This window comes from Agromyces mediolanus, from assembly GCF_023715325.1.
Taxonomy (GTDB): Bacteria; Actinomycetota; Actinomycetes; order Actinomycetales; family Microbacteriaceae; genus Agromyces; species Agromyces mediolanus_A.
This window is the reverse complement of the sequence record NZ_JAMBNX010000008.1, coordinates 141,518-166,905: the sequence shown is the minus strand read 5'-3', so window position 1 is coordinate 166,905 and position 25,388 is coordinate 141,518. Positions and strand designations below refer to the sequence as shown.

At 69.4% G+C, this 25,388-nt stretch carries 31 protein-coding genes and 1 tRNA gene; 4 read left to right on the top strand and 28 right to left on the bottom strand.

The genetic code is table 11. The annotated features are described in order from the left end of the window. The first annotated feature begins 157 nt into the window (after positions 1–157). Positions 158–231: transfer RNA gene (locus tag M3147_RS14855), tRNA-Pro, on the top strand. Between the two features lie 209 nt (positions 232–440). Here M3147_RS14855 and M3147_RS14850 read toward each other — a convergent pair. The 9 genes from M3147_RS14850 to cmtR all read right to left on the bottom strand — a co-directional run bounded on the left by M3147_RS14850 (position 441) and on the right by cmtR (position 6,883). Then, on the bottom strand, positions 441–1,667 hold the full coding sequence (locus M3147_RS14850) for a tyrosine-type recombinase/integrase (protein ID WP_020628097.1): 1,227 nt from the start codon (positions 1,665–1,667) through the stop codon (positions 441–443). Continuing rightward, positions 1,651–1,866, bottom strand: coding sequence for a helix-turn-helix transcriptional regulator (locus M3147_RS14845; protein ID WP_020628096.1), 216 nt, complete (start codon positions 1,864–1,866; stop codon positions 1,651–1,653). The genes M3147_RS14850 and M3147_RS14845 overlap by 17 nt, the downstream gene beginning before the upstream one ends. Continuing rightward, positions 1,863–2,435 (bottom strand): hypothetical protein, encoded by a 573-nt coding sequence (locus M3147_RS14840; protein ID WP_070708793.1) that lies wholly within the window; start codon positions 2,433–2,435, stop codon positions 1,863–1,865. Before M3147_RS14840 ends, M3147_RS14845 begins: the two co-directional genes overlap by 4 nt. A gap of 15 nt (positions 2,436–2,450) precedes the next feature. After that, positions 2,451–2,906, bottom strand: coding sequence for a single-stranded DNA-binding protein (locus M3147_RS14835; RefSeq protein WP_020624341.1), 456 nt, complete (start codon positions 2,904–2,906; stop codon positions 2,451–2,453). Between the two features lie 53 nt (positions 2,907–2,959). Beyond that, the gene (locus M3147_RS14830; RefSeq protein ID WP_251204188.1) at positions 2,960–4,756 is read right to left on the bottom strand and encodes a type IV secretory system conjugative DNA transfer family protein; all 1,797 of its coding nucleotides are present in this window, start codon (positions 4,754–4,756) and stop codon (positions 2,960–2,962) included. Then, positions 4,753–5,310 (bottom strand): hypothetical protein, encoded by a 558-nt coding sequence (locus M3147_RS14825; protein ID WP_051050192.1) that lies wholly within the window; start codon positions 5,308–5,310, stop codon positions 4,753–4,755. Before M3147_RS14825 ends, M3147_RS14830 begins: the two co-directional genes overlap by 4 nt. A gap of 240 nt (positions 5,311–5,550) precedes the next feature. Beyond that, positions 5,551–5,859, bottom strand: a complete 309-nt coding sequence (locus M3147_RS14820; protein WP_020624338.1) for a hypothetical protein — start codon at positions 5,857–5,859, stop codon at positions 5,551–5,553. Continuing rightward, positions 5,856–6,527 carry a cation diffusion facilitator family transporter gene (locus M3147_RS14815; RefSeq protein ID WP_371204940.1) on the bottom strand — a complete coding sequence of 224 codons (672 nt, stop codon included), beginning with the start codon at positions 6,525–6,527 and terminating at the stop codon, positions 5,856–5,858. The genes M3147_RS14820 and M3147_RS14815 overlap by 4 nt, the downstream gene beginning before the upstream one ends. Continuing rightward, positions 6,524–6,883 (bottom strand): Cd(II)/Pb(II)-sensing metalloregulatory transcriptional regulator CmtR, encoded by a 360-nt coding sequence (cmtR, locus tag M3147_RS14810; RefSeq protein WP_043278786.1) that lies wholly within the window; start codon positions 6,881–6,883, stop codon positions 6,524–6,526. Before cmtR ends, M3147_RS14815 begins: the two co-directional genes overlap by 4 nt. Positions 6,884–6,937: 54 nt before the next feature. Here cmtR and M3147_RS14805 point away from each other — a divergent pair, with 54 nt between their 5' ends. Further along, positions 6,938–7,933 (top strand): arsenic resistance protein, encoded by a 996-nt coding sequence (locus M3147_RS14805; RefSeq protein WP_101966154.1) that lies wholly within the window; start codon positions 6,938–6,940, stop codon positions 7,931–7,933. A gap of 54 nt (positions 7,934–7,987) precedes the next feature. On the opposite strand, the gene M3147_RS14800 is transcribed toward M3147_RS14805, so the two are convergent. The 19 genes from M3147_RS14800 to msrA all read right to left on the bottom strand — a co-directional run bounded on the left by M3147_RS14800 (position 7,988) and on the right by msrA (position 24,128). Beyond that, on the bottom strand, positions 7,988–9,481 hold the full coding sequence (locus M3147_RS14800) for an ATP-binding protein (RefSeq protein WP_070708981.1): 1,494 nt from the start codon (positions 9,479–9,481) through the stop codon (positions 7,988–7,990). Then, the gene (locus tag M3147_RS14795; RefSeq protein ID WP_070708980.1) at positions 9,478–10,314 is read right to left on the bottom strand and encodes a hypothetical protein; all 837 of its coding nucleotides are present in this window, start codon (positions 10,312–10,314) and stop codon (positions 9,478–9,480) included. The genes M3147_RS14800 and M3147_RS14795 overlap by 4 nt, the downstream gene beginning before the upstream one ends. Before the next feature lie 52 nt (positions 10,315–10,366). After that, entirely contained in the window at positions 10,367–11,827 is a 1,461-nt protein-coding gene (locus tag M3147_RS14790) for an SCO6880 family protein (protein ID WP_020627606.1), read from the bottom strand. 3 nt (positions 11,828–11,830) lie between these two features. Then, positions 11,831–13,324 carry a conjugal transfer protein TrbL gene (locus M3147_RS14785; protein WP_043281858.1) on the bottom strand — a complete coding sequence of 498 codons (1,494 nt, stop codon included), beginning with the start codon at positions 13,322–13,324 and terminating at the stop codon, positions 11,831–11,833. A gap of 40 nt (positions 13,325–13,364) precedes the next feature. Beyond that, positions 13,365–13,634, bottom strand: a complete 270-nt coding sequence (locus tag M3147_RS14780; protein ID WP_020627604.1) for a DUF6112 family protein — start codon at positions 13,632–13,634, stop codon at positions 13,365–13,367. An 81-nt stretch (positions 13,635–13,715) separates the two neighbouring features. Next, the gene (locus M3147_RS14775) at positions 13,716–13,982 is read right to left on the bottom strand and encodes a DUF6112 family protein (protein ID WP_043281856.1); all 267 of its coding nucleotides are present in this window, start codon (positions 13,980–13,982) and stop codon (positions 13,716–13,718) included. Then, on the bottom strand, positions 13,982–15,157 hold the full coding sequence (locus M3147_RS14770; protein ID WP_020627602.1) for a M23 family metallopeptidase: 1,176 nt from the start codon (positions 15,155–15,157) through the stop codon (positions 13,982–13,984). The genes M3147_RS14775 and M3147_RS14770 overlap by 1 nt, the downstream gene beginning before the upstream one ends. Before the next feature lie 14 nt (positions 15,158–15,171). Then, positions 15,172–15,870: a hypothetical protein gene (locus tag M3147_RS14765; RefSeq protein WP_020627601.1), complete on the bottom strand. Its 699-nt coding sequence runs from the start codon at positions 15,868–15,870 to the stop codon at positions 15,172–15,174. A gap of 76 nt (positions 15,871–15,946) precedes the next feature. Then, complete coding sequence (locus tag M3147_RS14760) at positions 15,947–17,020, bottom strand: ParB N-terminal domain-containing protein (protein WP_020627600.1); 1,074 nt, start codon at positions 17,018–17,020, stop codon at positions 15,947–15,949. Continuing rightward, positions 17,017–17,877 carry a hypothetical protein gene (locus tag M3147_RS14755; protein ID WP_043281843.1) on the bottom strand — a complete coding sequence of 287 codons (861 nt, stop codon included), beginning with the start codon at positions 17,875–17,877 and terminating at the stop codon, positions 17,017–17,019. Before M3147_RS14755 ends, M3147_RS14760 begins: the two co-directional genes overlap by 4 nt. Positions 17,878–17,957: 80 nt before the next feature. Next, positions 17,958–18,389, bottom strand: a complete 432-nt coding sequence (locus M3147_RS14750; RefSeq protein WP_020627598.1) for a hypothetical protein — start codon at positions 18,387–18,389, stop codon at positions 17,958–17,960. Next, the gene (locus M3147_RS14745; protein ID WP_020627597.1) at positions 18,386–19,042 is read right to left on the bottom strand and encodes a DUF2637 domain-containing protein; all 657 of its coding nucleotides are present in this window, start codon (positions 19,040–19,042) and stop codon (positions 18,386–18,388) included. Before M3147_RS14745 ends, M3147_RS14750 begins: the two co-directional genes overlap by 4 nt. After that, positions 19,039–19,953 (bottom strand): bifunctional DNA primase/polymerase, encoded by a 915-nt coding sequence (locus M3147_RS14740; RefSeq protein ID WP_020627596.1) that lies wholly within the window; start codon positions 19,951–19,953, stop codon positions 19,039–19,041. The genes M3147_RS14745 and M3147_RS14740 overlap by 4 nt, the downstream gene beginning before the upstream one ends. Next, positions 19,953–21,041 (bottom strand): ImmA/IrrE family metallo-endopeptidase, encoded by a 1,089-nt coding sequence (locus M3147_RS14735; RefSeq protein WP_070708795.1) that lies wholly within the window; start codon positions 21,039–21,041, stop codon positions 19,953–19,955. Before M3147_RS14735 ends, M3147_RS14740 begins: the two co-directional genes overlap by 1 nt. Positions 21,042–21,281: 240 nt before the next feature. After that, complete coding sequence (locus M3147_RS14730; RefSeq protein ID WP_100058189.1) at positions 21,282–22,076, bottom strand: AraC family transcriptional regulator; 795 nt, start codon at positions 22,074–22,076, stop codon at positions 21,282–21,284. A 234-nt stretch (positions 22,077–22,310) separates the two neighbouring features. Then, the gene (locus tag M3147_RS14725) at positions 22,311–22,799 is read right to left on the bottom strand and encodes a carboxymuconolactone decarboxylase family protein (protein ID WP_020627594.1); all 489 of its coding nucleotides are present in this window, start codon (positions 22,797–22,799) and stop codon (positions 22,311–22,313) included. Next, on the bottom strand, positions 22,799–23,179 hold the full coding sequence (gene trxA / locus M3147_RS14720) for a thioredoxin (RefSeq protein WP_020627593.1): 381 nt from the start codon (positions 23,177–23,179) through the stop codon (positions 22,799–22,801). The genes M3147_RS14725 and trxA overlap by 1 nt, the downstream gene beginning before the upstream one ends. Positions 23,180–23,207: 28 nt before the next feature. Then, positions 23,208–23,603 carry a GNAT family N-acetyltransferase gene (locus M3147_RS14715; RefSeq protein ID WP_083325287.1) on the bottom strand — a complete coding sequence of 132 codons (396 nt, stop codon included), beginning with the start codon at positions 23,601–23,603 and terminating at the stop codon, positions 23,208–23,210. A 24-nt stretch (positions 23,604–23,627) separates the two neighbouring features. Then, a complete protein-coding gene (gene msrA, locus M3147_RS14710) occupies positions 23,628–24,128 on the bottom strand; it encodes a peptide-methionine (S)-S-oxide reductase MsrA (RefSeq protein WP_043281847.1) in 501 nt (166 codons plus the stop codon). 253 nt (positions 24,129–24,381) lie between these two features. On the opposite strand from msrA, the gene M3147_RS14705 reads away from it, so the two are divergent. Together M3147_RS14705 and M3147_RS14700 are read left to right on the top strand one after the other, a co-directional pair. Continuing rightward, positions 24,382–24,918, top strand: a complete 537-nt coding sequence (locus M3147_RS14705; protein WP_020627590.1) for a carboxymuconolactone decarboxylase family protein — start codon at positions 24,382–24,384, stop codon at positions 24,916–24,918. After that, positions 24,915–25,373, top strand: coding sequence for a DUF5709 domain-containing protein (locus M3147_RS14700; RefSeq protein ID WP_020627589.1), 459 nt, complete (start codon positions 24,915–24,917; stop codon positions 25,371–25,373). The genes M3147_RS14705 and M3147_RS14700 overlap by 4 nt, the downstream gene beginning before the upstream one ends. Positions 25,374–25,388: the final 15 nt, after the last annotated feature.

Sequence of the window (25,388 nt, the reverse complement as noted above, 5' to 3'; positions counted from 1 at the left end):
GTGCACGAAGGGGCCTCCGAAACCCGCTATGATGGTCAAGTTGCCTCGGCGGAATCGCCGGAGCATCGGGCTGTGGCGCAGCTTGGTAGCGCACTTGACTGGGGGTCAAGGGGTTTACCCCGCTCTGATCGGCCCGAACAACTGAAAATCGATGCCACGGGATGTGGCGCAGCTTGGTAGCGCACCTGACTGGGGGTCAGGGGGTCGCAGGTTCAAATCCTGTCATCCCGACAGAAAAGCCCCGATGAGAAGCCATTTTCATCGGGGCTTCGTCATGTCTGACGACGGGTTTTTGTTGGTCCCCCTCTGGTCCCCTCGCCAAGGCATCGATGCCGCATCACAGACGTCGGAGGGCATATCTGGCTCTCTGGAAAACGCCGCCTGTGGATAAGGGGACCAAAAGGGGACCAGAGCCCCCGGTCGTGGCTTCCGGCTCCCCGTCACAGTGGCCTCGAGGCCTCACGCCGGCTCGGTCTGCTGGCCTTGGCGGATCGGGCGAGGAAGGCGTTGGCCTGCTCTGCGGCGGATGCGAGGTGGCGGTCGTCGGGGTGCAGGTATCCGCGTGTGGTCTCGACGGAGGCGTGGCCGAGGATGTCCTGGAGGACGTGCAGCGGGATGCCTGCGTCTGCCATCCAGGTGGCTCCGGTGTGCCGGAGGCCGTGCCGGGTGAGGTCGGGCAGGCCGAGATCGCTGACGATCTGGTCCCAGTTCGTGGCGTCCCGCACGGTCGCGGTCGTGAGAGCGCCGCCCTTCGGGCCGATCAGCAGCCGGTCCTCGGGCTCCTTGCCTTCCGCGAGCCGCTCGAGGATCGGGCGGAGCGGGTCGAGGATCGGGACGCGGCGTTCTCTCCGGCCTTTCGTCTGTTTCGTGATGAGCCCGCCTTTGCCGGGGTAGGTCTGCCGTGCGATCATCACGATGTTCTTGTCGAACCGGACGTCACCGGCCTGAAGGCCCGAGACCTCGGATGAGCGCGCTGCGAGGAGGGCGGCGAGCATGACGAAGTCGGAGTAGGACTGGTGAATGTTCCCGCAGGCTTCAGCGAGCGTCGTCAGCGTTGCCATGTCGGGGATCGCATGCGCGCGCGGGGAAGCATCCTCCGCAGGCTGGAGACGGAAGGCATTGCGGTTCAGGCTGCGCTTGGCACGGTTCTTCGCGGGGTTGATCGGGATGAGCCCGTCGCGCACCGCTTCATCGAGGACCCGCACGAGCGGGGCGATGGAGTTCTTGATCGTTGACGCCCCGTGCCGTTTCTCCCAGGCATCGATGGTGCGGTCGATGATCCCGGCGGTGATCTGCGCGACCGGCAGGTGCCCGAGGGCAGGTAGCACCCGGAGCTTGAGACCGTACCCGTAGGTCTCCCCGGTGGAGGTGGGGTCGAGGCCGCGCGCCCATCGGTCGCCGATCGTGGTGACGAACTCGGTGAGCGTCATGGACACGTCCATGCCCTTGGCCGATGACTGCCGCAGCGAGTCGAAGAACTCGTGCGCCGCAGCCTCGTCATCGACGATCTCGGAGCGGATGATGCGGCGTTTGCTGATCGGGTCCGTCCAGCGGGCACGGGCGCGGATGCCGTAGGAGCGACGTTCCAGGTCGGTGGAGATCTTCACGCCGACCGGAGGCACCGGCTTTGGCTGCGCGTGCGGGAGCGGCTCACCCTTCCGGGGCATGGCTGTCCTCCAGCCCAGCCAGCCAGGCGTCGACCGCGTCGATGCGGTACCGGGCGATCCCGCCCAGCCGCAGGAACGGCGGCCCCTGACCAGCCGAACGCCACCTCGACAAAGTCGACTCGGACACCTTGAGATAGGCGGCGATCTCCCGACTGTCCATTAGAGGCGAGACCACGATCGTGCCGCCGGTATCGCTCATGCGACTTCTCCGGTGTTCGGGTCGAGTCCGGCATAGAAGTCGTCCTCGGCCTGGCGGCGCGCGGCGACATCGTCGAGGACGAACTGCACGAAGTCCTGATCCCGGTGAGCGATGATCGTGTCCTCGACCGGGCCTGCCGGGTCCTCGCCGGGCCAGGTGGTCTGCCGGGTCGGGCGGTCTCGGTCGAGACGGGTTCCGGAAGCGGCGACCCAGTCGCGGAGCCGCTGGCGGGCGTCGGCGAAGTCGCGATGCCAGCCCAGCGGCGCGGAGCCGTTCTGCTCCGGGTCGTAGGCGGACAGCCAATGCAGGTGCAGAGCGCTCAGCTCCCACAACAGCTCCGGGTGGCGGTGCCAGAACGGCGGAACTACCGAAGCAGGCAGCCCGTAGGTGCGGCGGAGCCAGTCGACCCAGCGGTTCAGCTCCAGCCACTCGGCCTCCGCTTCCTCGCTGGTCAGGAGGTTCCAGTTGATCGGGTGCGGAGGCTCCGGGATCAGCGGCCCGTCGAACTCCGCGGCCTCCCCGTCCAGGTCCGGTTCGTCGGTCTCGGGGGCGGTGTCGTTCTGGTTCATCACGGTCACCGCCGTTCAGAGCCCGAGCGCCGGTGCGGCGCCGCGTGATTCGCGGCGGGCGCCGACATCGACGGTCTGCCCCGCGGTCTCCTGCGTGACGGCGGGCTGGCGGCGGGTGCGGTCGACCTCGTAGCTCGTGCGGGCGAGGTCGTGGCCGAGCTTCTTCGCGACGAACTCCTCGGACTTGACCACCTCGCCTTCCGGCGTGGCGCGGTCGTACTCGCGGGTGTAGCCCTCGGCGACGAACTTGTCTCCCTTGGCGAGCCGGTCGTGGGCGCGCTCGGCGGTCTTCTTGAACGCCACGAGGTCGTGGAAGGTCGTCTCGGTCTGCGTGAACGACCCGTCCGGCTCCTTGCGATAGTGCTCCTGCCCGATCTTGGCGTAGAACCGGGCATCGCCCCGCTCCGTGTAGGTGAGCTGCGGGTCGGAGGCGATGAACCCCGAGACGGATTCCTGCGTGTGGAGAGCCATTGGACTGCCCCTCTTTCTGACATCGGCGGCGACCCCACGGTGGGGCCGCTCTGTCAGGCAGGTGCGCCCGGCGGCTCCTCCGAGCGGTGCTGCAGCGTCGCCTCGATGTCGGCCCGGTCGTCGCGCAGCTGTTTCGCGTCGGGCCGGTCGGTCCAGGTCCGCAATCGGGTGACGATGGGTGGTGCGGAGCGCAGCAGCACCAGTGCAGTCCCGAACGGGAGGGTGCGGATCGTGTCGGGCGGCATGATCGGCACGCGGCGGATGGAGCGCTGTGCGGAGCGGGAGCCGTGGTCTCCGACCGTGGTGGAGTCGGTCACTTCGTCGCGCTCGCCGATGAGCGTGGTCAGGTCGTGCAGGTCCTTGGAGTTCGACGCTCCGCCGAGGACGATCTTGACGATAGAGGCGTCCCAGATCGCGCCGGCCGCGTTCTCCGACCACTTCTCCCGCGCCTGCGCGAGGCTTTGGAGTACGGGCATGGTCGTGATCCCGGTTCCGCCGCCCTCTGCCATGAGCGTCGGCAGCGAGGGCAAGGGTGCGAGGTTGCCGACCTCATCGAGTGCGAGCAGCAGTGGCGGGTCGAGGCGGGCGCCGGGGCTCGTGGCGGCGAGGCGGCGGGCGGCTTCCACGACGTCTTCCACGAACGCCGCCACCAACGCAGCGGAGTTGTTGGCGCCGGCTCCGGTGGCGAGCAGATAGAGGGTTCCTCGGTCGCGGAGGAACGCTTCGGGGTCGAAGTCCTCGTCCTCGCGCGGCGAGACGGCGTCGAGCACGCGCGGGTCTGCCAGCGCGGCGAGGGCGAGGGAGACGCCTTGCCAGATGGAGTCGCGCGTGCGGGGGTCGGAGTCGATCATCGCCTGCAACGAGTCCGCCCACCCAGTCGCCGCTCGCGGGTTCGCGGTGAGGATCGCCACTGCGTCCGCGGCGGCGGAGGGGTCGAGGGTCCAACGGAACAGCTCCGAGGGCGGCCGGTGATCGAGGGCGGCGGCATGGAGGAGCGCCTGGAGCGCGGTCCTCGTCTTGCCCTCCCAGAACCCGCCTCCCTCGACCCCGCCGGCCGAGAGACCGGTGCCGGCGGCAAGGCCGGTCGCGCGGATCATCGCCGTCAAAGGGTCCTCACACCCGCGGATGGGTGACCACCTGAGCCCGGCGGGTAGGCCTTCGGCGAGGTGCTGGGGGTCGAACACCGCGACAGGGCCGATCTTCTGCCGGGCGCGGAGCGTCGCGGTCAGGTTGTCCGGCCGCGTCGATGTGGTGACGACCGCGCCAGGGGCGTCCAAGATGGCGTTGATGACGATGTGGGCGCCCTTCCCGGAGCGGGGCGGGCCGATCAGCAGGATGCTGTCTTCGACGGACGCCCAGACGCTCGTGCCATGTGAGGCGCCGATCCGGTAGCCGACATCCTTCGGCTGCGGCTGGTGGAGCGAGGGCCGCAGGTGACCGGCCCGGCGCAGCAGCGCCGCCTCCGAGGCGGCCTTAGCGACCTCGTTGCGGGTGGCGATCCCGGCGATGCGGTACGGGTCGGTATTCACTTGACGGCCGTGCTCGCGGAAGAACCGCCACGTCCACCAGCCGGCCACTCCGGCGCCGAGGACCAGCAGACCGGCGGTGATCCAGTACGCCACGGCGCTCAGGCCCGGTGCGCCGAGCGCGGTCGCTGGGTCACCGGGGCCCAGCAGCACGCCCAGTCCGGCTTCGACTCCGCCAGTGGGCTGGTTGACGCCGGTGATCCAGGCGGCGACGGACCCGGCGCCGCGGAGGATGGCGGCGAGGACCGCCGTGCCGATGAGGATGCCGATGCCGAGGTTGCTCAGCTCGTCCCCGAGCGCTCCCGTGGGCCGGGGCGTGCTCATTCGGGGTGGCCGATCGTGAGGGTGCCGGAGACGCGGCCGAGCAGGATGACCTCGCGGGTCGGGGTCCCGGCGAGCTGGTGGGCTTCGACGAGGCCGCGCATGGTGCCGTCCGGGGCGGCATCGCCGTGGGCGATGACGACGGCGATCGCGACGTCCTCGCCGGGAACGAACCCTTCCCCGTGCAGCGCGACGAGTTCCGCCGCCGGTCGGCGGGCCGGTTCTTCCGATGCCGGCTCTGGATCGGGTTCGGTGCGGCGGCGCCTGCTCGGGGTGATGATGTCGGTGAACACGGTTCCGTCCGCTTCGCGCACCTCGACCCGCACCGGGGAGCGGCGCAGGTCGGTGAGCTGGTCGAGGACGCGGGCGAAGTCCTCCCGCCGCCACGGCGGCGCGAACGGCTCCGGCTCGAACGGCGCCCCGTCGACAGTGACGGTCATGCGGCCGTCCTCGGCGATGGTGATGGCGACGAGCGGGAGCACGACCGGCACGGGCTCGGCACTCCCGCTTCGGGATGCGGGTTCGCCCCAGGATCGCTTGTAGCGGGGCCGGAGCATCAGGAATCCTGCCGATCGTTCGGGATTCCTGAAGGCACGTCGAGATTCCCGAACTCGTGCGCATCTGTCCCAACCGCCGTGAGTTCGTTCGCGGTGTAAGTCGGTCGCAGTCTCATATCCATCAGGTACGCGGGCGAGTACGGCCAGTGCTCCGCGGCTGACGAACGTTCAGGATTAGTGCGAGGAGTTCACGATTCGTGAAGGAATCGCAGGAATGGTGAACGCTCGGCTCGGGCTGGACTATCCGACGTTGAGGGCGGCGAGTTGCTGCGGGGAGCCGGTCACCACGAGCCGCAGGTCCGAGTGCTGCTCCTCGATGCGCCAGTCGACGAAGGAGCAGCAGGAGCTTTCGGCCTCGACCAGCCCGCGAAGGCGGGCGATGGAGTCCTCGACCTTGGCGTAGTGGATGGTCAGCCGCGTGTCGGTGCGTTCCGTTTCGAGTGCGTAGTCCTCGTCGAATGCTCGCCACTTCTCGATCTGCGCCTTGCCGGCGGTGGGGGTCAGGGTGCAGGCGATGGGCAGGCCGTTGAGCGGGCCGATGTGGGTCACGGGGTGACCTCCTCGTGGTCGTCGTGGTCGAGGTCTTCGAGCACCTCGAAGGGGGATTCGATGTCGCCGCGCCAAGCCTCGATACCCTCACGGATCGCCAGGCCCGCCACCACGAGCGCGGCGATGGAGTCGGCCCACGCCCACCCGAACAGGCCGTTGAGGACGAGCCCGATGAGGACGGTGCCGGAGAGGTAGATGCACAGCAGAAGCTGCTTCGCATCGGCCTGCACGCTCTTGGAGCGCAGCTCCCGGCCGGTGCGAAACTCGAACCAGGCCAGGACGGGCATCACGATCAGGCTGGCGATCGCGATCCCGATACCGACCGGACTGTGATCCGGGTCGCGGACGCCGGTGAGGGCGAGGATCGCATCGACGGCGACGTACACGGCCAGGGCGAAGAACGCGCCCCCGATCACCCGGACGGTGGCCTTCTCCCACCGTTCGGGGTCTCTGCGAGTGAACTGCCAGGCGATCGCGGCGGCAGAGGCGACCTCGATCACCGAGTCCAGACCGAACCCGATCAGCGCCGCAGACGACGCAACCGCGCCGGCCGAGAGCGCAATGACAGCCTCGATGACGTTCCAGGTGATCGTGAAGAAGACGATGAACCGCACCCGCCGGTGCAGCTGGGCGCGGCGCTCGTCGGTCAGGGCCGGCGCGCTCATCATGCGGTGGCCTCGGTGTCGCAGCAGCCGGGCACGCTGCAGGCCGGGTCCAGGCACGGCGCGCTCTCGTCGACGGCGAGCGTCACATCCACCAGCGCGACGAGCGCCGCCGTCAGGTGTGGGTCGGCGATCTCGTACCGAGTCTGCCGACCCTCGGGCTCGGCAACCACGATCCCGCAACCACGCAGACACGACAGGTGGTTCGACACGTTTGTACGGGTCAGGTCCAGGTCGCGGGCGAGCTTCGCCGGATACCCCGGCTGCTCCAGCAGCGACAGCAGGATGCGCGAGCGGGTCGGGTCGGCCATCGCCCGGCCGAGCCGGTTCATCACGTCCACCCGAGAAGCAAGAGTCAGCACACACTGACTATACAGCGATCAGTGACCTATTGGAAGGCTGGAAGGATAAGACTCATGCGGACGGCGGTCGAGTGGATGGAGCGGTGGCAGGTGCCCCTCTACCTCGCCGCGTTCGTCCTCGGCGCGGGCATCGGGCTGCTGATCCCGGCGATTGCGCACCCGGCGGAGTTGGCGATCAACCCCGTGCTCGGGCTGTTGCTCTACGCGACCTTCCTCGGGGTGCCGTTCGCGAAGATCGGGCAGGCGTTCCGCGACTGGCGCTTCCTCGTCACCGTCTTGACGGTGAACTTCGTCGCCGTCCCGATCGTCGTCTACGTCCTTTCGCGGATCGTCGCCCACGATCAGGTGCTCCTGATCGGCGTGTTGTTCGTCCTCCTCACGCCATGCGTGGACTACGTCATCGTGTTCACCGGCATCGCCGGTGGAGCCAAGGATCGGCTGCTCGCGGCCGCACCACTGCTGATGCTCGCGCAGATGCTCCTGCTGCCGCTCTACCTCTGGCTGTTCGTCGGAGCCGAGTTCGTCGCCACGGTCGACTTCGCCCCGTTCATCGAGGCGTTCCTGCTGCTTATCGCGCTGCCTCTCGTTGCCGCGGGGTTCACCCAGCTTGCCGCCGCCGGCACCCGCTGGGGCGTAGCGATCCAGGGCACCGTGCTGGGGGCGATGGTGCCGCTCATGATGCTCAGCCTCGCTGTCGTGGTGGCCTCCCAGATCGCCGGCGTCGGACGACAGCTCGGCGCGCTCCTGCTCGCCATCCCCGTCTACATCCTGTTCGCCGCGGTCATGGTCCCGATCGGTGCCGCCGCCGGGAAGGTTGCCCGGATCGACGTCCCCGGTCGCCGCGCGATCGTGTTCAGCGGCGCGACCCGCAACTCCCTCGTCGTCCTCCCGCTCGTCCTCGCCCTACCCGCCGCGTTCGACCTTGCTCCGCTCGTCGTTGTCACACAGACCCTCGTCGAGCTCATCGTCATGGTCGTGTTCGTGCGGCTCATCCCGCGACTGCTCCCCGACGACATCGACACCGCGAACTCACGACCTCAGATACTCTGAAATGGCCCCTCGGCCCGTGGGTTCCCGCCTCAACTGCCTTCAGGATTCGTGATCTTACGTGGGTTCGCTGGTCATGCGGCCGGTGGTGTCGAACGCGGCGAGCTCGGCGGGATGGAGCTGATGCTGCACGACGAAGGAGCGGTCCTTGATCCGCCAGAGCCCCTGACCGGTCCCCAGGCCGGGGAGCAGCTTCTGCTCGGTGCCGGTGAGCCCGAGCGCGAGGGCGGTGGAGCCGAGCTGGTCCGGCTCCTGCCGGTACACGATCCGGGTCTCCGCATTCGCCAGCAGCGACGAGGCGAGGGCGCGCATCGCGGTCCCGGCATCGCCGACGTTGTCGAGGTCGGAGAGCTTGTGGAAGATGAGCATGTTCGCGATTCCGAAGTGCCGCGCCAGCCTCCACTGGGCGTCCATGCGGCGAAGCAGCGCCGGGTACTGCATGAGCCGCCACGCCTCGTCGTAGACCACCCATCGCTGCCCGCCCGCCGGGTCGGACAGAGCGGACTCCATCCATGCGGACGAGCAGGTCATCAGCACCGAGATCAGCGTGCTGTTCTCCGCGACCCGCGATAGGTCGAGCGACACCATCGGCAGCGACGGGTCGAACCTGACCGTGGAGGGGCCGTCGAACAGGCCTTGGAGGTCTCCGGCGACAAGCCGACGGAGCGCGTGGCCGACGAGACGACCGTCTTCCGCGAGCCGACCGTCCTCATCGTCCCCCGTGTTGGGGGTGAGGATGCGGTCGACGACCATCGGCAGGATCGGCACCTCGGCGCTGCGGACGGCGTCTCGGAGGGCGAGGTCGATGGCGGTGTGCTCCAACGGCGACAGCGCCCGGTCCAGCACGGTCTCTGCGAGGGCGCCGATGAGGTCGCGGCGGCGGGAGGCGACCTGCATCGCCCACTCCGTATCCGACACGGCAGATGGCCGGTGGCCCTCATCGAGCGGGTTCAGACGATTGCGAAGGCCGTGGCCGAGGATGATCGCCCGTCCGCCGACCGCCTCCGCGACAGCCGTGTGTTCGCCCTTAGGGTCGCCGGGGACGTAGACCCTGCGTCCGAACGGCAGGCTGCGCGTGTACAGCGACTTCGCCAGGGAAGACTTGCCGGAGCCGACGATCCCGGCGAGCACGACGTTCGGCGCCGTGATGAGGCCGCGCTGATAGAGCACCCAGGGGTCGTAGACGAACGATCCGCCGCTGTAGAGGTCCTGGCCGACGAAGACGCCCTGGCTGCCGAGGCCGGCCTCGGCCAGGAAGGGGTACTGGCCGGCGAGCGTCGCGGAGGTGTCTTGGTGCTTGGGGAGCCGGAACCGGCCCGGCGTCCGCAACGCCGCGGGCCCCGCCTCGCCGGAGGCGGGCAGGTAGCTCGTGTTGCGGCGTTCAGCCTGCTCCGCCTCCCACTTCGCCCGAGCTTGTGCCTTGCGATGCTGGCGGGCATCGGTCTCGACCTTCGCCGCCGCCTGCCGGCGGGCCTTGCGTGCCCGGCGCCGCTCGCCTTCGGGACCGACGAGCACGGCGGTGTGCAGGCGGCTGTCGTCCTGCCCGGTCACAGCGCCAGCCCCCGTCCGTGTGCGGAGGCGGCGCCGGGGCGGCGGGTGAACCAGTCGGCCCCGTCTCGCCCCCGGCTGACCGCGGGGCCGACTGCACGCGTGGACTTGTGCGCGGCGCGTTCCGCTTCCCGCCTCGACTCCGATGCGGGTGCGGAGGCCGGGGTGTCGATGCCGAGGAGCGCCGGGTCGGGCACGGTGTCGTGCTTGCGCAGCAGCGAGACGTGCCCGAGGAAGGGGTTGTAGGTGAGCGTGTAGACGTCGTGGGTGGCCACCTTGTCGAGCACACCTGCCGGGGGCTCGTCGTAGACGTATCCGTTCTCGAGCGCGGCCTGGGTGGTCTCCGCTCCGTAGTCGTGCCCGGCCAGGTGCTCGATCGCTGCATCCGTCCCGTCGCGGTCGATCAGCTCCAGCACCTCATCGGCCTCGGCGCCTTCCAGGAACACGACGCTGACCCACCGCCTCGCCGGGCCGTCCTCGACGGCAGGTGCGGGGTGCCAGGCGATGCGACCGGAGTGCTGGGAGGCGGCGTCCAGCCGCCACTCCACGGTGTCCAGCAGGGTGCCGGCCTGGTGCAGCTCATCGGCAGCTGCGAGGGCCGAGGTTGCGCCGGCGGCCTGGTTCCCGGCGTCGTCGTGCGCCCTGGCGCGGGCGCTGATGTGGGCGGCTGCGAGCTGGTCGAGCACTTGCCGCAGCGACCTGACGCCGGCGAGCAGATCTCCGATCACCGGGTGGGTGTCGGCGGGGCTCTCGAACGTGCGGGTCGCGTGGGCCAGGCCCCGCAGCGCGGCGGACGCCTCAGCGGCGTCCGCGAGCGGGTCATCGAAGGTCGGCATGATCGGGGCTCCTCACAGGAAGGCGTGACGGTTGGTGAGCAGGTGCGCCGGGTCAGACCGGCCGGCACAACGGCAGCGCGGCAGCGGTGAATGCCTGCGCCTGCTGACCGACGAGCCGCCTGGTCTCGCAGGACGCTTGGATCGCCGCCTGCTCGACCGCGGCCACCGCCGCGTCGAGCTCGTCCACGGTCGGCGCAGAGACGGAGACGAGGCCGGAGACGCGCAGGACGCCGTGCCCGGCAGTCAGGTCCGCCTCCTGCTGGAGCACGTCGTCCAGCTCGGCGCTGCTGGCCGCGTCGTCGATCTGCCCGATCTTGCGCCGCTGGGCGGCATCGGAGATGAGCTCGGTCTTCTTCTTCCGCAGGTCCCGCGCGGCCTGGTCGGCGCGCACCGGGGTGTAGTGCAGGGCGAGGGTGCGCAGGATGCCGTTGGACAGCACGAGCGGCGCGAGGAAGCCGGGATACACCTGCGAGCGAGGCCACTCGGTGATCCACAGCACCGCATGGTGCGCGGAGTCCGACCGCAGCCGGTCCCAGGTCTCGGTAACCGCGACCGGACCTGCGGTCGCCAGGTCACGGCCCAGGTCCCCGTGGCGCTCCAGCGCCGGGGCGGCGGCGGGGTCGTAAGCCGAGCGCAGGACGACGGCGACCTCGCCCGGCGTCAGCCACCCGGTGCTACTGAGCTCCGCGGCGCGCAACGCCGTCGTCAGCGTGCTCATCTCCTGCCGCAGCACCGCAGCCGCGCCGCGTATCCCGCCACCGCTCGTTCTGATCTGCCGGGCGGCGGCCTTCATGTCGAGCGCGAGCGAGATGGTCGTCGCGTGGCGCTCTCCGGCGGGGCCGGCACGCTCGATGAGCTCGGCGTACGTGGTCGCGGCCCAGGAGCCGTCGTCGGTGCCGTGCGTGCGCCACCACTCCGCCAGCCCCGTCCCGGAATCCGGCAGAGTGCGCTCGGACACCTGGATGCGGGCGATCCGCCCGGACCTGCAGGCGGCGGCCAGTACGCGGCCCCAGCCGGAGACGCGACGCTGCTGCTCACCCGGATCAAGGAGCACGAACGCGGGGTGGGAGACGCCGAGGATCGCGGTGAGGGTCTGCGCGTGCGGGTCGTGGACCATCGCCGCGCCGGTCTCGGGGTCTTCCCACTCCCGCAGCGGTGCCGCATCCCCGGGCAGGGCGAGGGTCCCGGCGGGGCGGGGCTTGATGACGCGGCGCCGGTAGATGAGCTGCCCGAGATAGGTCCGGGCGGCCCAGCGGGCGAGGATCGGCACCCACTCGATCACCTTCCGGCCCCCGGCAGGGATCACCGCGAGCAGGGCGCAGGTCCCCCAGACGGGTGCGGTCCAGGCCAAGCCCATCCCGTCGGCGGTGTAGAGGGAGAAGACGACCGTGAGCACCGCGATACCGAGGACGATGAGCTGCGGCAGGGACAGACCGAGCATGATGCCGCGCCTGGCGAGCCGCGAGAACTGCACCGGCGCCAGCGGGTAGTCGCTAGGCGAGTTCGTGACCATCGGTTACTCCTTCCCGGCCGGTGCGGACGACGGCGGAGGCGGCGGGTCCTGCCGGCGCTGGCGCGCGGGCGAAGACTCTCCAGGCCCGGGAGAGGGCGGCGTGGCCGGAGGCGGTGTCGACGGTGCGGGACGCGGCGGGGCGCCCTGCGACGGCGGCGGGGATGCCTGCTCGGCCGCCGCGCCGGCCTGACTGTCCGCCGCGCCGCCCGCCGCTCTGCCTGCCTTCGGACCGGCGGTCGCTGCGGCCTTGACCACGGCGGCTCCGACGACCACCGCGGCACCGACCGGCCCCGCGGCCGCACCGGCACCAGCCGCGCCAGCGCCGGCAGCTCCGGCGCCCGCTCCAGCTCCAGCTCCAGCTCCAGCCCCTGCTCCTGCTCCGGCTGATGCGGCGGCGCCGGTGCCCGCCGTGCCGGCTCCCGCGCTGGCCGGGGCCGCAGCCGACGCACCGGGAGGAGGTGGGGGCGGTGTCGAGCCTCCGCCCGCGCCGCCTCCACCACTCGGCGGCTTGCTGCCCGGGTCGGTGCCGCCGTCGAGGACCTTCTTGGCCGTGTCGGCCTGCGGGGCGGACGGCACCGGCACGGGCCGGTTCAGCGCGGACTTCGCCTCCTGCTCGGACGACATCGCGTGGTACATGTCGAAGCCCACGAACGACAGGAACTTGTAGGTGATGTACGGGGCGAACGCGGCGATGAACATCAGCACGACGCCCGCGATCGGGTCGGAGATGGAGGCCAGGTCGGCCTCGATCGGGGCCGAGACCTGCCCGATCGCGACGAGGAAGATCACGACGAGGACGAGCTTGGAGAAGATCAGGGCGATCACGAACGCCGCCCACTTGGCGAACCAGCCCTTCGTCGCATCCCACGTCGCCCCGGCCAGGGCGACCGGGCCGAACACGACCGCCACCAGCAGCAGCGCCTTGCGGATCAGCAGGGAGAACCACACAATCGCCGCCGCCGATATGGCTAGGCCGGCGAAGAAGATCGTGAGGATCGCCCCGACGCCAGGGCCGCCGATGTTGATGGCGCCGAGGGCGACGGCGAGGAGCCCGATCTGGGTCCCCATCCCTTCCATCGTGTTCCCGGTGGCCTGCACGATCCCGACCGCGAGCTGATCGGTCACCTCCAACAGCAGCGCCGTCAGCGTGATGACGAGAAACGAGCCGAGGACGGACTTGGCGAGGCCGAGCGCGGCACGGGACAAGGCGGTCGGGTCGCGGTGGACCAGGCCGGTGATGAGCTGGAGGCAGAAGAAGATCAGCATCACGAACACGGCGACGCCGAAGAGGACGTTGTAGACGCCGACGTACTCGGCGCTCGTGACGTCGACGAGGGTCGTGGTGTCGAACACCCACCACACGGCCTCGAACAGCCACGCCGCCGCCCCCGCCATCGCCTGAGCCAGCCAGTCGAACGGGGCCGCGATCAGGGAGGCGGTGCCCTCGCCCACGGCGTCACAGACGGAGGAGATGACCGGGACGTCGCAGACGCTCACCGCGCCCACCCCCGCCGTCGGAAGTCATGTCGGGTCGTCATTAGACGGCCTGCCCGACGCCCCAGAAGAAGTTCACCAGCGTCACCGCCGCGCCGCAGATGATCGCCGCCCCGCAGCTCACGAGGACGCCGACCTTGCCGCGGCTGGCGAGGTGGGGGTTGCTGCTGTTCGATCCGAGACCCCAGACGATCGCGGAGACGATCAGGGCGAGGACGGAGAGGATCAGGCCCACCGTCATGACGGCGCCGACGATGATGCGCAGCTGCTCGATGCCCGGAAGGCCCGAGCTGTTGGGGTCGATGTCGATCACGGTTGTGCTCCCTTGACTGGTCGAGACGGGGTTCTCGACGGTCAGGTGCGCACTCGCTCCCAGCCGCACAGGCAAGGACGGTCAGAGCCGGGTGCCGACGTCCAGCAGGAAGTTGAGCCAGGCAACGCCGGCACCGGATAGCGCGGCGGCGCCGACCGCGACAAGCAGGCCGGTGCGGGCCTTGGTCGCTGCCTGGTAGTTGCCGGAGGCTCCGCTGATCGCCCAGATGATGGCGCAGACGATGAGCATGAGCACCGCGGTGACGAGCACGAACATCAGCAGCGCGCCGACGATGGAGCGCAGGTCTGCGGCGCCGCCCACGCCGCCGAAGTCGGGGAACACGTCCATCACGCGCCCCCGGCAGTGCACAGGGCGGGGGCGGCATCGCCGCCCGCAATCCCTCCGGCACCGTGTTCGGTGAGCCAGGCGTCGGAGTCCACCGGGTCCGCTCCGGCGCCGCCGGGGTGGATCTGCAGGTGGAGGTGCGGGCCGGTCGAGTGGCCGGAGGAGCCGACGTCTCCGATGTGCTGGCCCGCGGTCACGGTGTCGCCGTCGGCGACGTGGATGCCGTGCTGCCACATGTGCACATACATCGACGCGACCCGCTGCCCGCCGACGGTGTGCTCGATGACGATGATCCCGCCGCCTGCGTCGGTGTAGTTCGCGCGCACCACGACGCCATCGGCGACGGCGTAGATCGGGGTGCCGTCGGGGGCGGCGAAGTCCGAGCCTGCGTGGAAGCGTCGTTCCCCGGTGATCGGGTCGTTGCGCCACCCGAACGGGCTCGTCCGCACCCAGGTTCCCTCGGGAAGCGGGAACACGATCCTGGTCGTCTCGGGCACGACCGGTGTCTCATCCCCGCCGCCGTTGCCGGAGGGCGCGGGGCGGGTGAGGGCGTCGAGGATCGCCTGCGCGACTGGCTGGTAGTTCTGATACCTGTCCGGGTAGGCGCTGACCTCGACGGCCTGGGCGGCCTCGCCGGGGTCGAGCTGCTGCCAGCCGGGGATGTCGAGCAGCCCCCGCGGGGACGGGTAGTTCGGGCCGGACTCGCCGCCGTAGAACGCCCTGGCCTGGTAAGCCGAGTCCATGAGCTCGGCGACCGTGCCCCAGCCGCTGGCGGGGCGCATCTGGAACAGGCCGAGCGAGTCATGATCAGAACCGTTGCCGTCGTTCGGATAGTTCGCCGACTCGGGGTAGGCGCTGGTGTTGGCGAGCATCCGCAGGGTGGATTCGGTGAGGGCGGCCATGAGCGCGATGAGCACACCGTCGCGGCCGACGCCGGCGGTCTGCCCGCCGACCGTGATGATCGTCGCCGCGTGCGTGAGCTGTTGCCGGTTCAGCGTGACCGTCTCCCCGTTTCGGGTCGTCGTGGTCAGCGAGTCCGGGATCGGGCCGACCGCGAGTGAGCCGGGCGTGCAGACGGCGGCGGTCGCGGAGGTGCCGCCGAGCGCGGCGACGCCCAGCAGGGCCGTGGAGGGCCCGATGAGCAGCAGGGTGAGGGCGAGGACGGCGAGCTTCTTCATCACGACGCTCCCGGCTAGTGCAGCGGGTTGTCGAGCTCGGACAGCCGCAGCACCTCGCACGAACCTGATGCCGCGCCGTGGCCGGGCGTGGGCGGGTTGCAGACGAGGAACACGGTGAACGCGACCGGGCGGGACGCCTCCACCGGCGTCGTGCCCCAGGTGCCGTCGCGGTGCCTCGTGCCCTCGAAGGTGTAGGCGATCGCCCCGGCCGGGATCTGGCCGGGCGCGGCCTGGTCGACGGCGGTCTCCCACGCCTCCGGGATGAACACCTCGTCGATGGTGAGCCACTGGCGCGTCGCATACTGTCGCAGCTGCGCCCACGCCTCCACAGAAGGCAGGTAGGCGCGCACGTCGCCCACGAACGCATCCGCCTCGGAACCGTGGGCGGCATCCGCGAGCACCTGCGCATAGTCCGAGGGCGTGTGCCCGGTCGTGGTGTCCCAGGTGAACAGGGCGGTCGCGACCGCGCGGGCGAACGCTTCCGGGCCGAGGTTCTGCCGGAGCGACTCCAGCTCACCGCCCGGCATCGGGCCGGGCGTCACAGGCGCAGCCGTGGTAGACGGGCGTTCGCTCGACGCCGGGTCGGCCGCGGCGGGGCCGTGGACGAGTCCGTAGATGCCGACGCCGACGAGGATCAGCAGGGCGAGGCCTGCGGCGGTGGCGGCGATCAGCAGGCGACGACGGCGACGGTCATCGGGGGCGGCGGGGTCCATGAACAGGGGTCCTTCCCGGACGGCAACAGGGATGCGTGGTTGCCAGGAAGGTGCGCACCACCGCCCCCCGCCCTGTTCAGGCGGTCTGCTCGGCCCGGTCCTCCCGGGCGGCACGGGCGGCATCGGCGAACGTGACGGTGCCGGCGATCGTCTCCTCGAACCGGGCCCATTGCTCGGTGGTGAGTGCCGGGCCGACATCGGCGGGGTCGTAGTGCTCCCACCACGAGGCCATGTCGTCCCACGTCGCGGTGAACACGCTCAGCGGGAACGGCACCGGGACACCCGGCTCCACCGCCGTCAGCGCGGGCCGCTTCGCCTTCCTGCCGGTCTTGGCGGCCTTGACGCGGGCGAGCGCGGCCTGCGCCAACTGCTCCAGCTCCGCAGCCTTCGCCTCCCGCTCCGCCGCCCGCACCGCATCCGCTTCGGTGCGGGCCTGCTCGCGCAGCTCGGCGGGCTGGGCAGGGTCGGCGGCGAGCTGGTCGAGCTCCGCCAGCGACAGCTCCGCGTTCACGCGCAGATGCGAGGGATAGACGCTGCCGCCGGTCTTGATCTGCTCGACCTCCTGCGCGGCGCGCGCCCGCACCGCCTCGGGCTGGGACTCGTCCGCGGCGAGGTCTTCCAGCCGGCCGATGCGCTCCAACGTCGTGTAGGAGGCGCGGCCAGTGACCATCCGAGCAGCCTGCGCACGGGTCTTGCCCTGCTCGATCTGCGGTGGTGCCAAATTGGCACCACCGTCTTCTGCGTCGTCGGCGGACGCCTGGAACCGGGTGGCCTCCTGTCGGCGCGCGGCGTCCTCGGCCAGCAGGGCCTTCAGCTCGCGGTAGAGGGCGGCGGCTTCGAGCTGGGTGAGGGGCTTGTGGAGCTGGTTGTCGTCCTGCTCCGCGAGGAGCTGCCCGAGCCGGTCGGAGACGCCGGAGCGTACCCACACGTTGACGGTTTTGATGCCGAGCAGCTTGATCGCCGCGAGCCGTCGGGCTCCGCAGATCAGGTGCCCGTCGAGGGTGACCGTGATCGGCTGCAGCAGCCCGTGGCGGCGTATCGACTCGACCAGCGGGATCAGGTCGCCGTGGTCGTGCCTGTGCCGCGCGCCGACGACGATCGAATCGACGGCGCGCTCCAGCTCGATTCGGCCTTCCAGCGGCGTGCTCATCGCCCGCCGCTCCCGGCATCGAATCTGGGTGCGGCGAGCCCGGCGGTGATCACGAGATCGTCGTCTGTGAGGAGTGCGCGCAGCGGCTGGCCGATCAGCAGGCGGCGGAGCATTCCGCGGCCGGCGTTCGTGTGCGCGAGTGCCGGGTCGGGAACGCCGAGCACGGCCCGCAGCAGCGCCGTCCAGGATGCGCCGGGGAGGTCGAGGAGGGCGCGGGCTTGCCGGTCTCGGCGCAGCACCTCGAACGCCGACGCCCGCGAGGACGCCTCCGTGAGCCGGGCAGTGACGTACTCGACCGCGGCCCGCGCGGTCTCTGGCTCCCACCCGACCCGGGTGAGGAACGCGATGGTGTCCTCGATGGCGGCGGTCACGTTCACCGCTCGCTCGGGCGCCGGGTCCTCGTCGTCGGGCTCGTCGTCGGTGAATGGGTCGAACCGGAACGCGGGGTGGTAGTCGGGCAGCGGGTTCTCCCGATCGCTGAACCGCTCCGCATCGTGGAACACCGAGTAGCGGGGACGGCGGGCCTGGTGAACGGAGCACAGCAGCCCGTTGCCGCGCTCCTCCGCGGTGCACGTCACCTGCACCGCCCGCGTGATCACCGCCCACGGGTCCTCCGCCCGGCGGGTCGCGGCACCGCGCATCGCCTCGAATGCCGCGGACGCCGCCTCCCACGGGTCCAGTCCGTGTTTGCGGGCCAGCGCCGCGTACTTGCTCGCCGCGTGCTCCATGAGCGCAGCGGCCTCGGGGTCATGGCGCCACGCTCCGCGCCCCGCCTCGTGGAGGCGGGTGAGCAGGGCGCGCAGCGCTTCCGAATCGTCGAATCGTTCCCGCCGTTTGCGGGCCGTGGCAGTCTCCATGACGGCACCTCCTGACAGGCAGGTGCGCACACGGCCCCCAGCGGCTTGGTTTCGCGCCGTCGCGCCGGGGGCGAACATGGTTACCCGAGCCCGATCCCGGAGCGAGACACCCAGGAGTAGTGCTCCCCGGACCCGCGGCCGAACGCCGTCACGGGCGGCAGCTTCCGGGCACGCTCGCTCACGAACCGAACACCAGTGCGCGCCCCGGTGCGCGCTGCCCGGTACGCCTGGCCGGGAACCCGGCGGGAGCGGCGGGCGAGCTCAGCCTGGAAGTCGATACCCCGTCCCGCAACCCTGGCCGAGCGGGAGACCATCAGGTCGGTCGGGCGCACCCACTCCACGCCCGGCCGTTGCTTCTTCGCCGCCTCCGTGGTGTCTTTGGTCAGCGACGGGTCGCGGTGCCGGGCGAGCGCCGAGGTCTCGCCCTCCCGCGGCGTCTCGTCGCGCTCCGGCCAGTCCGGGGCGCGTTCGACGCGCTCGTGCAGGGCGGTCGTGTGCTGGTCGTCGTTCATGGCGTCTCCTTCTCCTCAGGCCTCGTCAGTGCGGGCGGGGCCGTGAACCAGCGACCCACGGTGGAGGGGTGCACGCCCAGGCGCCGGGCGATGGCCTTGTTCGACCAGCCCTCCTCCTCGCGCAGGCGCGCTGCGAGCTCCCGGCTCGCCTGGCGCACCGGTCCGACCGCCAGCGGCGCTGGCGCAGCATCAGGCACGCGCTCATCAGGCGCAGGCTCCTCGGCGGGCTCGATGCTCGCGGGAAGGGGGCGGGTGAGGATCACGGTGAGGTGCGTGATCGCCAGCAGCACCATCGGCGGTACCGCCGCCACACACGCGGCGAGCACGCTGGGCACGTCGGCGTCGGCCGCGACGACGGCGTGGATCGCGTTCGCCGTCACCGACACCAGCGCACCGGCCGCGAGCAGCAGCCACGGGTACCAAGCCGACCGCTGGCTCGCGAGGGCGACGACAGCGACCGTCGCGACGACGATGATCCCGTCGACGATGAGCGGCCACGCCCAGGCCTGCCCGGCATCCACGCCCGAGCGGCGAGCGAGGTCCGCGAGGGCGGTGAACGAGAGCCAGAACGCGCCGGCCGCGATGAACACCGTCCCGGCCAAGGCCGTCACGACCGCGACCCCGCCGCCCCGCGTCCGTACCGCGGTACTCATAAGAGCACCTGCCCCGTGAGCCGCACCGGCCGTTGCGGCGCATCGCCCTGCCCGACGACGGATGCGGGCCGGGCGTGCGCGACGCGGTACGCAGAACGGATCGTGGTCTCGACCTCTCGCGGCGCAAGGCCGACTCGTTCGCCGGCCGGGGCAAGCGCGTCGACCATCTCCGGCAGCGACATGCCTGCCTCCGCGAGACGGCACGATGCCCAGAACAGGCCGCGGTTGCGCTCGCCCTCGGCGCGCATCCCGACCCACGCGGCCAGCCGTGTGGCATCTTCCGACCGGATCGGGCCGCGTACCTGGTGCGGGGCAGGCTCCGGGCGCGGGTCGAGGAAGTCCCGCAGCCGAGCCGCATCGACCGGTGCGGGCGCACGGTCGGCACCGGCGACGAACTCGTAGGAGCCGGCGCCTGTCACGGCCGAGGGCGGGACGATGATGTAGCCGCCGTCGCCGCGGAAGTCCACATGCGCCTTCGCCGCCTGCCACGACCGCTGCGGCCGGTCCGGGTCGGATGGGAAGTAGAAGTGCGCCCCGCCCGACGCCGACCTGACCGCGGCCAGCCATCCCGGCACCAGGCCGGCACGGCGGGAGCGCTCGAACGCCGCGAACCCGTCACCGCCGGGCTTGCGATCCACATCGACGACCACGACCCCGGAGACAGCGCCGGTCGGGATGCCAATGTTCGCGGACGGCCACCGCCGCCACCACGCCGCCACCTGACGGGCATCGATGGTTGCCGCGTGGAACCCGCCGGGCTGCGCTTCCGGGTTCTCCTCATCGGGCTTCAACAGCGGGTTCTTCGCGCCCGGCACGCACGGCAACACAGGCACCCCAGCAGCCGCGAGCAGCGCGGCGGCCTGTGGCAATGGAAGGGTCGACACCGAGGAGAGGACGCTGGCGACGCTCATCACAGGCTCCTCACCGCGACGTCCGCAGGACGCGACGAACGCGCCGACTCGCCCGGCACCGACTGGGGTGCGATCCGCTTAGAGCCAGCCACACGCGAAGTCCCAGTCGACTCACGGGACAGGCCGGGCGGGTCGCCCGTGCCGACCTGAACGGTGGGTAGCGCGTCGAGAATCGTCACGGCGACCTTGCGGACACGCTCGCCGGTGGCCTGCACAACCTCGGCCGGGTCCTTGTCCTTGACCGTGCCCGCCCAGCCCGAAACATACGGGATCGTGTAGGCGGTGGTGTCCATGCCATGCGCGGCGCCGATCATCAGCGCCACGGACTCGGCCTCGACCTCGCCGACGCCTCGATGCCCGGTCGCATCCGGGCTGTCGGGGCCGTGCAGCATCACATGCGCGAGCTCGTGCGCGAGGGTCTTCACCTGCGCGGCGTCGTCCATGTTCGTCCGCACCGCGACCGTGCGCGCCTGGAAGTCGGTCAGGCCGTTCGCGCCGTGGATCATCCCCTCGTGCTCGACCCGCAGCACCGCGAAGCCCTCGGCCGCCACCAGTGCCGATAGCCCTTCCCATAAGCCGTCCGGTGCCTGGCCTTCCATCAGCGTCGGCGCCGGGCGTTCAGGGATCGGCGGGCCGTCGGTCATCGAGACGTCCCAGACACGCACCGGAATCGCGCGGACCATCTTCGACCGGACCGTTTCTCCGGGCTTCGGCTTCTCGTACCTGTCCAGGCGGCGCCATGATCCGGGGTTCTGCGGTGTCGAGGACGCGAACCGCGCCATCAGCGGGGCGAAGATCTGCATCGACCCGCCTGCCAGCGGAGAGCGACCCAGCGCCTTCCATTGCTTGTAACCGGCCACGAAGGTCGGCTCTGGCGCGCTTGTGCGACCTGCCTCGTAGAGATCGAGATGTTGAGCCCAGATCAGCAGCGTGTTGTTGAACGACTTCGCCCGGAACCGGGCCGCGAACTCCAGCGCACGCTTCCAGTCCTCACCCGAGACGAGCTGATCGACTGCAGCCGTTAGCCGCTCATGGAGCTGTTGGAGCCGCGCATCCCGCGCTGCTCGCGCCTCCTCGTCCGTCGCCATCAATGACCTCCTCCCGGCGAGGCCAACGGCACAAGCCGTTGACCCTTGCGACCATGAGGTGCGCCGGGCGGATCAGGAAGAAGAGAGACGGACAACGGACTGGGCCTGTGGCCGTCAGGCTCCGCGATGAACCCGACGTATTTGACGTGTTCTACACGGCAGTCCAAGACCTGTCGACGTCGCCGGCGAAACGTGGGACACGCGTCGAGTGGAGCGGTTCATACGACGAGTCCGCAGAGGTTACCGGCTGGTGTCGTTGACAGCGATAGCGTGGCTTTGTCGATCCTCAGGAACCGTATGTGGTGTGCGCCGGTACTGTGTCGGCGTGATGCCGTAGCGACGGAGAAACCAGTGGGATGCTACGCGCGGATCGCTCCACCCGACTTCGCTTGCGGCACGCATTACGGAAATGTCGGTTTCTTCGATGAGCCGCGCGAATTCGGTGAGCCGGAGTTCAGTGAGTAGACGCATTGGTGCGGCGCCGGCGTACTGTACGAACATGCGGGTGAGGTGGGTCCGTGAGAGGGAGAGTTCGCGTGAGAGCGCTCCAACGGTCCACGGCTCTGCGATGCGCCCGCGAAGCAACCGGATTGCCTGACCGACGTAGCCAATAGATCCGGTGTCGGTCAGTCGTCCATTGATGGGTGTCCACGGTGTCGTGAGGGTGTCCGGCGCTTCGTCCAGAAAAGTCGGCAGTATCAGCCTCATCCATCGTGCGAGAAGCTCGAGAGTGTGAGTCGCGACGACTTCGGGCGAGTGGGTCCCGCTGCGCAGTACGCTCATCTGTCGCCATATCGGCTCGACATGCCGCAGCACAGCGATACCTGGCGCAAGGACGATTGCGCGGCCGTCCCACTCGAGGGGGTGTACTCCTGCGATCACTCGTTCTGCGTCAGGGAGGAACCATGCCATCTGGGTGCGCCAGAACTGCTCGTCGGCGTAGATGGCCCAGATGCGTACGGACGGGGATGGGCGCACGCGGCACCATTTGCCGGTGCCGAGGGCAAGAGACATGCCAGGACGCAGGACGTGCATGCTCTCAGCAGTCTCTAGGGCGCAGGAGCCCTCAACGACGTTGAGTATCTTCGCGTGCCGGAACACGGTACGGCTTGACGGGACCGTACGCACCATCTCTATGGCCGCGATATCTCCTGGCGCTTGAACCGCTGCGTAGGGGGGCGTGAACCTGATCGGTTGAGTGGCCGGCAAGTCGTGCGCGGCCTCGAACGCGTCCTCTGGCGTAGCGGCCACGCTGCGCACGGCACACCGTCAGCTCAGCTTGCCTTCCGAGTCGCGTGGTCGCACGCGATGTTCGCTGAGGATCGAGATCCGATTGAACATGTTGATGGCCGCGGCGACCCACTCCGCGGCCGCGAACTCCGCCTCGGAGAGGGTGCTTCGGGCCTGCGCGAGCTCGACATTCACGGCGGCGTCGAGGGGGAGCCGGGTGGCTGCTTCAGCGATCGCGAGCAAGGCGCGCTCTCGATCGCTGAACAGTGGCGACTCGCGCCAGGCGGCCAAGATGTCGAGTAGTTGCTGATTGACGCCTGCGCGCCTTGCCTGCCGCGAATGCAGATCGAGGCAGAAGACGCATCCGTTCAACTGCGACGCCCGAACCTTGATCAACTCGCTCTCGGCGGGAGTGAGTCCGCGTTGCGATGCGGCTTCAGACACAGCGGTCGCGAACGCAGACGCGGCTTCCCATGCTTCTGGGACGGCCTTGTCCATGTAGGGGCGTGCTCCATGCAAGGTGGACATCAGCGATCATCCTTGGCCGAGCCGCCATCGGAGTCGAGGTCCTTCCTGACCTCGTCCATGTCGAGTCCTCTGACGTTCTCTACCACTTCGGCTAGGGCAGTGGGCGGTAGGGCGCCGGCCTGGCTGAAGACGAGCAACCCCTGGCGGAAGGCGAGCAGAGTGGGAATCGCGGTGATTTGGGCCGCCGCAGTGATGCGCTGCTCCGACTCCGTGTCGAGCTTCGCGTGGACGATGTCGGGATTGTCTTGCGACGACTTCTCGAAGACCGGCGCAAACTGATGGCATGGTGCGCACCAGTCCGCCCAGAAGTCGACGAGAACGATGTCGTTCTGATTGATCGTGACCTCGAAGTTGTCCTCGGTCAGTTCGACGGTTGCCATGTGGGTTCTCCTCTTGTGCGTATGACGATCAGTGGTGGTGTCCGTGGGGGTTGCCAGGGAACCGCGTGTCGACGACATCCGCATACTCCGGATGAGCGCGGATGTACGCGGCGGCGAAGGGGCACGAGACCGTCGCGGTCTTCTTGTCCTCGCGGAGACTGTTGAGGACGCCTCCAAGGAGTCGCGCCGCGACTCCCTTTCCGCGGAACTCGGGGAACACGGACGTCGCGAGCAGAAGCACCCGGTCGCCGGTTCTGCTGTAGAGCAGGCCGGCGGCGAGCTTGCCGTTCACGGTCGCTTCGTACAGCTCGGACTCGACGTTCTCAGTGATGACGAAGTCTTCGACTGCGTCCGAGGATGCAGCCGGGAGGTCAGTGTCGGCGTCGGTCGCGGTCAAGCCGATCATTCCGTCGGGATGTTTCATGTGTCTCCTATCGCGAGATCTCGGTCAGCGGCCCGGTAGTACCCAGTCGGGTCGGATGAAATGGCACGAGTATCCATTGGGGTGCTTCTGCAGGTAGTCCTGGTGTTCGGGTTCGGCCTCCCAGAACGGGCCGGCTTCGCCCACCTCTGTCACGACTTTTCCTGGCCAGCGGCCGGAAGCGTTGATCGCTTCGATCACGTGGAAGGCGACCTTCCTCTGTCCCTCGGTCGTCGTGAAGATCGCTGATCGGTAACTGCGCCCGATGTCGTTTCCCTGACGGTTCCGAGTGGTGGGATCGTGAATCTGAAAGAAGAACTCCAGCAGTATCTGGAATCGGATGATCGAGGGGTCATAGATCACTTCGAGGGCTTCTGCGTGATCCCCGTGATCCCGGTAGGTTGCGTTGGGGGTGTCGTCGTCGCCGGAGTATCCGACGCGGGTGCTCACGACGCCCGGGAGTGAGCGGAAGAGCTCCTGGGCTCCCCAGAAGCAGCCGCTGGCGAGGATCACTCTCGAGGTCGGCATCGTCTTCTCTCTCTTCACGGCGGGCAGCACGCCCCTTCGGGTCACGATACGGAGCCGGGTGCTGTCCAGGTGGCCTGGCTGTGCAGCGTAATGTCCGCGACCTGCGGCGTTCGGAAGCGGAGCGGGCGGTTGCAGGGAGAAGACAGCTCTCTGCAGGGGCAGGCCACACAGGGCAGAGAAGCGGATCTACCGTCGGAGGAGGCGTCGGAACTCCGGCAAGCCAGCGAACCGTGCCCTACGGTGAGGAGAGATCGTGATATCAGAGCAGATCGATTTCGAGAATGTGCGCTTTGACCCGGATCTCTCTGACTTCCACGAACTTGCGAAGCAGATGGCTGCGGGGTTCGGGTACACGGCGAAGTTGTCGATCGGTGATCGCCTCGCTGCCCTTCTCCGATTGCGGGTTGCTCAGATCAATCCGTGCTCGTACTGCCTGATCCTGCACACGCGTATCGCCGTGGAAGTAGGAATCGGCGCGGCGATGGTGGCGCACCTGGCGAGTTGGCGGCAGAGCACGATGTTCTCCGGTTCCGAAGCACTCGCACTGGCGTACTGCGAAGCGCTGACACGTTACGAGCACGAGCACTTCGATGAGATGCATCAAGGGCTGACGGTGTTCTTCGATGAGCGTGAGATCGCGGAGATCGCAGCCGTCGTCATCAACATGAACGTGTGGACGAGGCTGAAGCTCGCACAAGGCTCCGTGCCGGTGGTATCGCCCGGTGGTGAAGAGTCTGCTCGCGACGCCGAGAGACCAGGCGTCAGGGGAAAGAAAGGGAACCCATCATGACTGACGGATCGTTCAGTGGGCAGGACATCGAGTTCGATCTGCTTCCGCCGGATGAGAGCCTGGACTCGGATCTTCTCGGCGAAGACTCCGATGACGACGGCCCGGGATACTCTCCACCGGAGCGGCGGTCATCCGAACTGTCGTGGGGATTCACTGCACGCGAAGCACGTGCCCGGGAGCCGCTGGCGGCTCGCTTGGCGCGTGAGGTGCCGGAGTACGAACCCGAAGAGCCGATGGGCGACGGGATCGGCGACATCATCGGCACGGACGGCGAGATCCTTGACGACCAGGTCGGATCGGTACGCGCTGGACGGCTGATCTGGACCGAACCCGGCAACCCAGACCCATCCTCCGACTTCTGGGCCTCCGACATCGGCATCGACAACGGTGCCGCCTCCGCCGAAGAAGCGGCTATCCATGTCGTCATCGACGAGGGCGACTATGACCGGCAATAGTCTGGAATCAGACCG

What these genes read in the sequence shown, in the direction of transcription:
- M3147_RS14740 (WP_020627596.1), bottom strand. Translation starts at nt 19,953, where the DNA reads ATGAGCGTCGCCAGCGTCCTCTCCTCGGTGTCGACCCTTCCATTGCCA.
- M3147_RS14830 (WP_251204188.1), bottom strand. Translation starts at nt 4,756, where the DNA reads ATGAGCACGCCCCGGCCCACGGGAGCGCTCGGGGACGAGCTGAGCAAC.
- M3147_RS14845 (WP_020628096.1), bottom strand. Translation starts at nt 1,866, where the DNA reads ATGAGCGATACCGGCGGCACGATCGTGGTCTCGCCTCTAATGGACAGT.
- M3147_RS14730 (WP_100058189.1), bottom strand. Translation starts at nt 22,076, where the DNA reads ATGCACGTCCTGCGTCCTGGCATGTCTCTTGCCCTCGGCACCGGCAAA.
- M3147_RS14815 (WP_371204940.1), bottom strand. Translation starts at nt 6,527, where the DNA reads ATGATGAGCGCGCCGGCCCTGACCGACGAGCGCCGCGCCCAGCTGCAC.
- M3147_RS14770 (WP_020627602.1), bottom strand. Translation starts at nt 15,157, where the DNA reads ATGAAGAAGCTCGCCGTCCTCGCCCTCACCCTGCTGCTCATCGGGCCC.
- M3147_RS14805 (WP_101966154.1), top strand. Translation starts at nt 6,938, where the DNA reads ATGCGGACGGCGGTCGAGTGGATGGAGCGGTGGCAGGTGCCCCTCTAC.
- trxA (WP_020627593.1), bottom strand. Translation starts at nt 23,179, where the DNA reads ATGGCAACCGTCGAACTGACCGAGGACAACTTCGAGGTCACGATCAAT.
- M3147_RS14735 (WP_070708795.1), bottom strand. Translation starts at nt 21,041, where the DNA reads ATGGCGACGGACGAGGAGGCGCGAGCAGCGCGGGATGCGCGGCTCCAA.
- msrA (WP_043281847.1), bottom strand. Translation starts at nt 24,128, where the DNA reads ATGCCGACCTCGAGAGTGATCCTCGCCAGCGGCTGCTTCTGGGGAGCC.
- M3147_RS14765 (WP_020627601.1), bottom strand. Translation starts at nt 15,870, where the DNA reads ATGGACCCCGCCGCCCCCGATGACCGTCGCCGTCGTCGCCTGCTGATC.
- M3147_RS14760 (WP_020627600.1), bottom strand. Translation starts at nt 17,020, where the DNA reads ATGAGCACGCCGCTGGAAGGCCGAATCGAGCTGGAGCGCGCCGTCGAT.
- M3147_RS14840 (WP_070708793.1), bottom strand. Translation starts at nt 2,435, where the DNA reads ATGAACCAGAACGACACCGCCCCCGAGACCGACGAACCGGACCTGGAC.
- M3147_RS14825 (WP_051050192.1), bottom strand. Translation starts at nt 5,310, where the DNA reads ATGCTCCGGCCCCGCTACAAGCGATCCTGGGGCGAACCCGCATCCCGA.
- M3147_RS14725 (WP_020627594.1), bottom strand. Translation starts at nt 22,799, where the DNA reads ATGTCCACCTTGCATGGAGCACGCCCCTACATGGACAAGGCCGTCCCA.
- M3147_RS14755 (WP_043281843.1), bottom strand. Translation starts at nt 17,877, where the DNA reads ATGGAGACTGCCACGGCCCGCAAACGGCGGGAACGATTCGACGATTCG.
- M3147_RS14850 (WP_020628097.1), bottom strand. Translation starts at nt 1,667, where the DNA reads ATGCCCCGGAAGGGTGAGCCGCTCCCGCACGCGCAGCCAAAGCCGGTG.
- M3147_RS14715 (WP_083325287.1), bottom strand. Translation starts at nt 23,603, where the DNA reads ATGAAACATCCCGACGGAATGATCGGCTTGACCGCGACCGACGCCGAC.
- M3147_RS14775 (WP_043281856.1), bottom strand. Translation starts at nt 13,982, where the DNA reads ATGGACGTGTTCCCCGACTTCGGCGGCGTGGGCGGCGCCGCAGACCTG.
- M3147_RS14835 (WP_020624341.1), bottom strand. Translation starts at nt 2,906, where the DNA reads ATGGCTCTCCACACGCAGGAATCCGTCTCGGGGTTCATCGCCTCCGAC.
- M3147_RS14700 (WP_020627589.1), top strand. Translation starts at nt 24,915, where the DNA reads ATGACTGACGGATCGTTCAGTGGGCAGGACATCGAGTTCGATCTGCTT.
- M3147_RS14750 (WP_020627598.1), bottom strand. Translation starts at nt 18,389, where the DNA reads ATGAACGACGACCAGCACACGACCGCCCTGCACGAGCGCGTCGAACGC.
- M3147_RS14745 (WP_020627597.1), bottom strand. Translation starts at nt 19,042, where the DNA reads ATGAGTACCGCGGTACGGACGCGGGGCGGCGGGGTCGCGGTCGTGACG.
- M3147_RS14790 (WP_020627606.1), bottom strand. Translation starts at nt 11,827, where the DNA reads ATGGTCACGAACTCGCCTAGCGACTACCCGCTGGCGCCGGTGCAGTTC.
- M3147_RS14795 (WP_070708980.1), bottom strand. Translation starts at nt 10,314, where the DNA reads ATGCCGACCTTCGATGACCCGCTCGCGGACGCCGCTGAGGCGTCCGCC.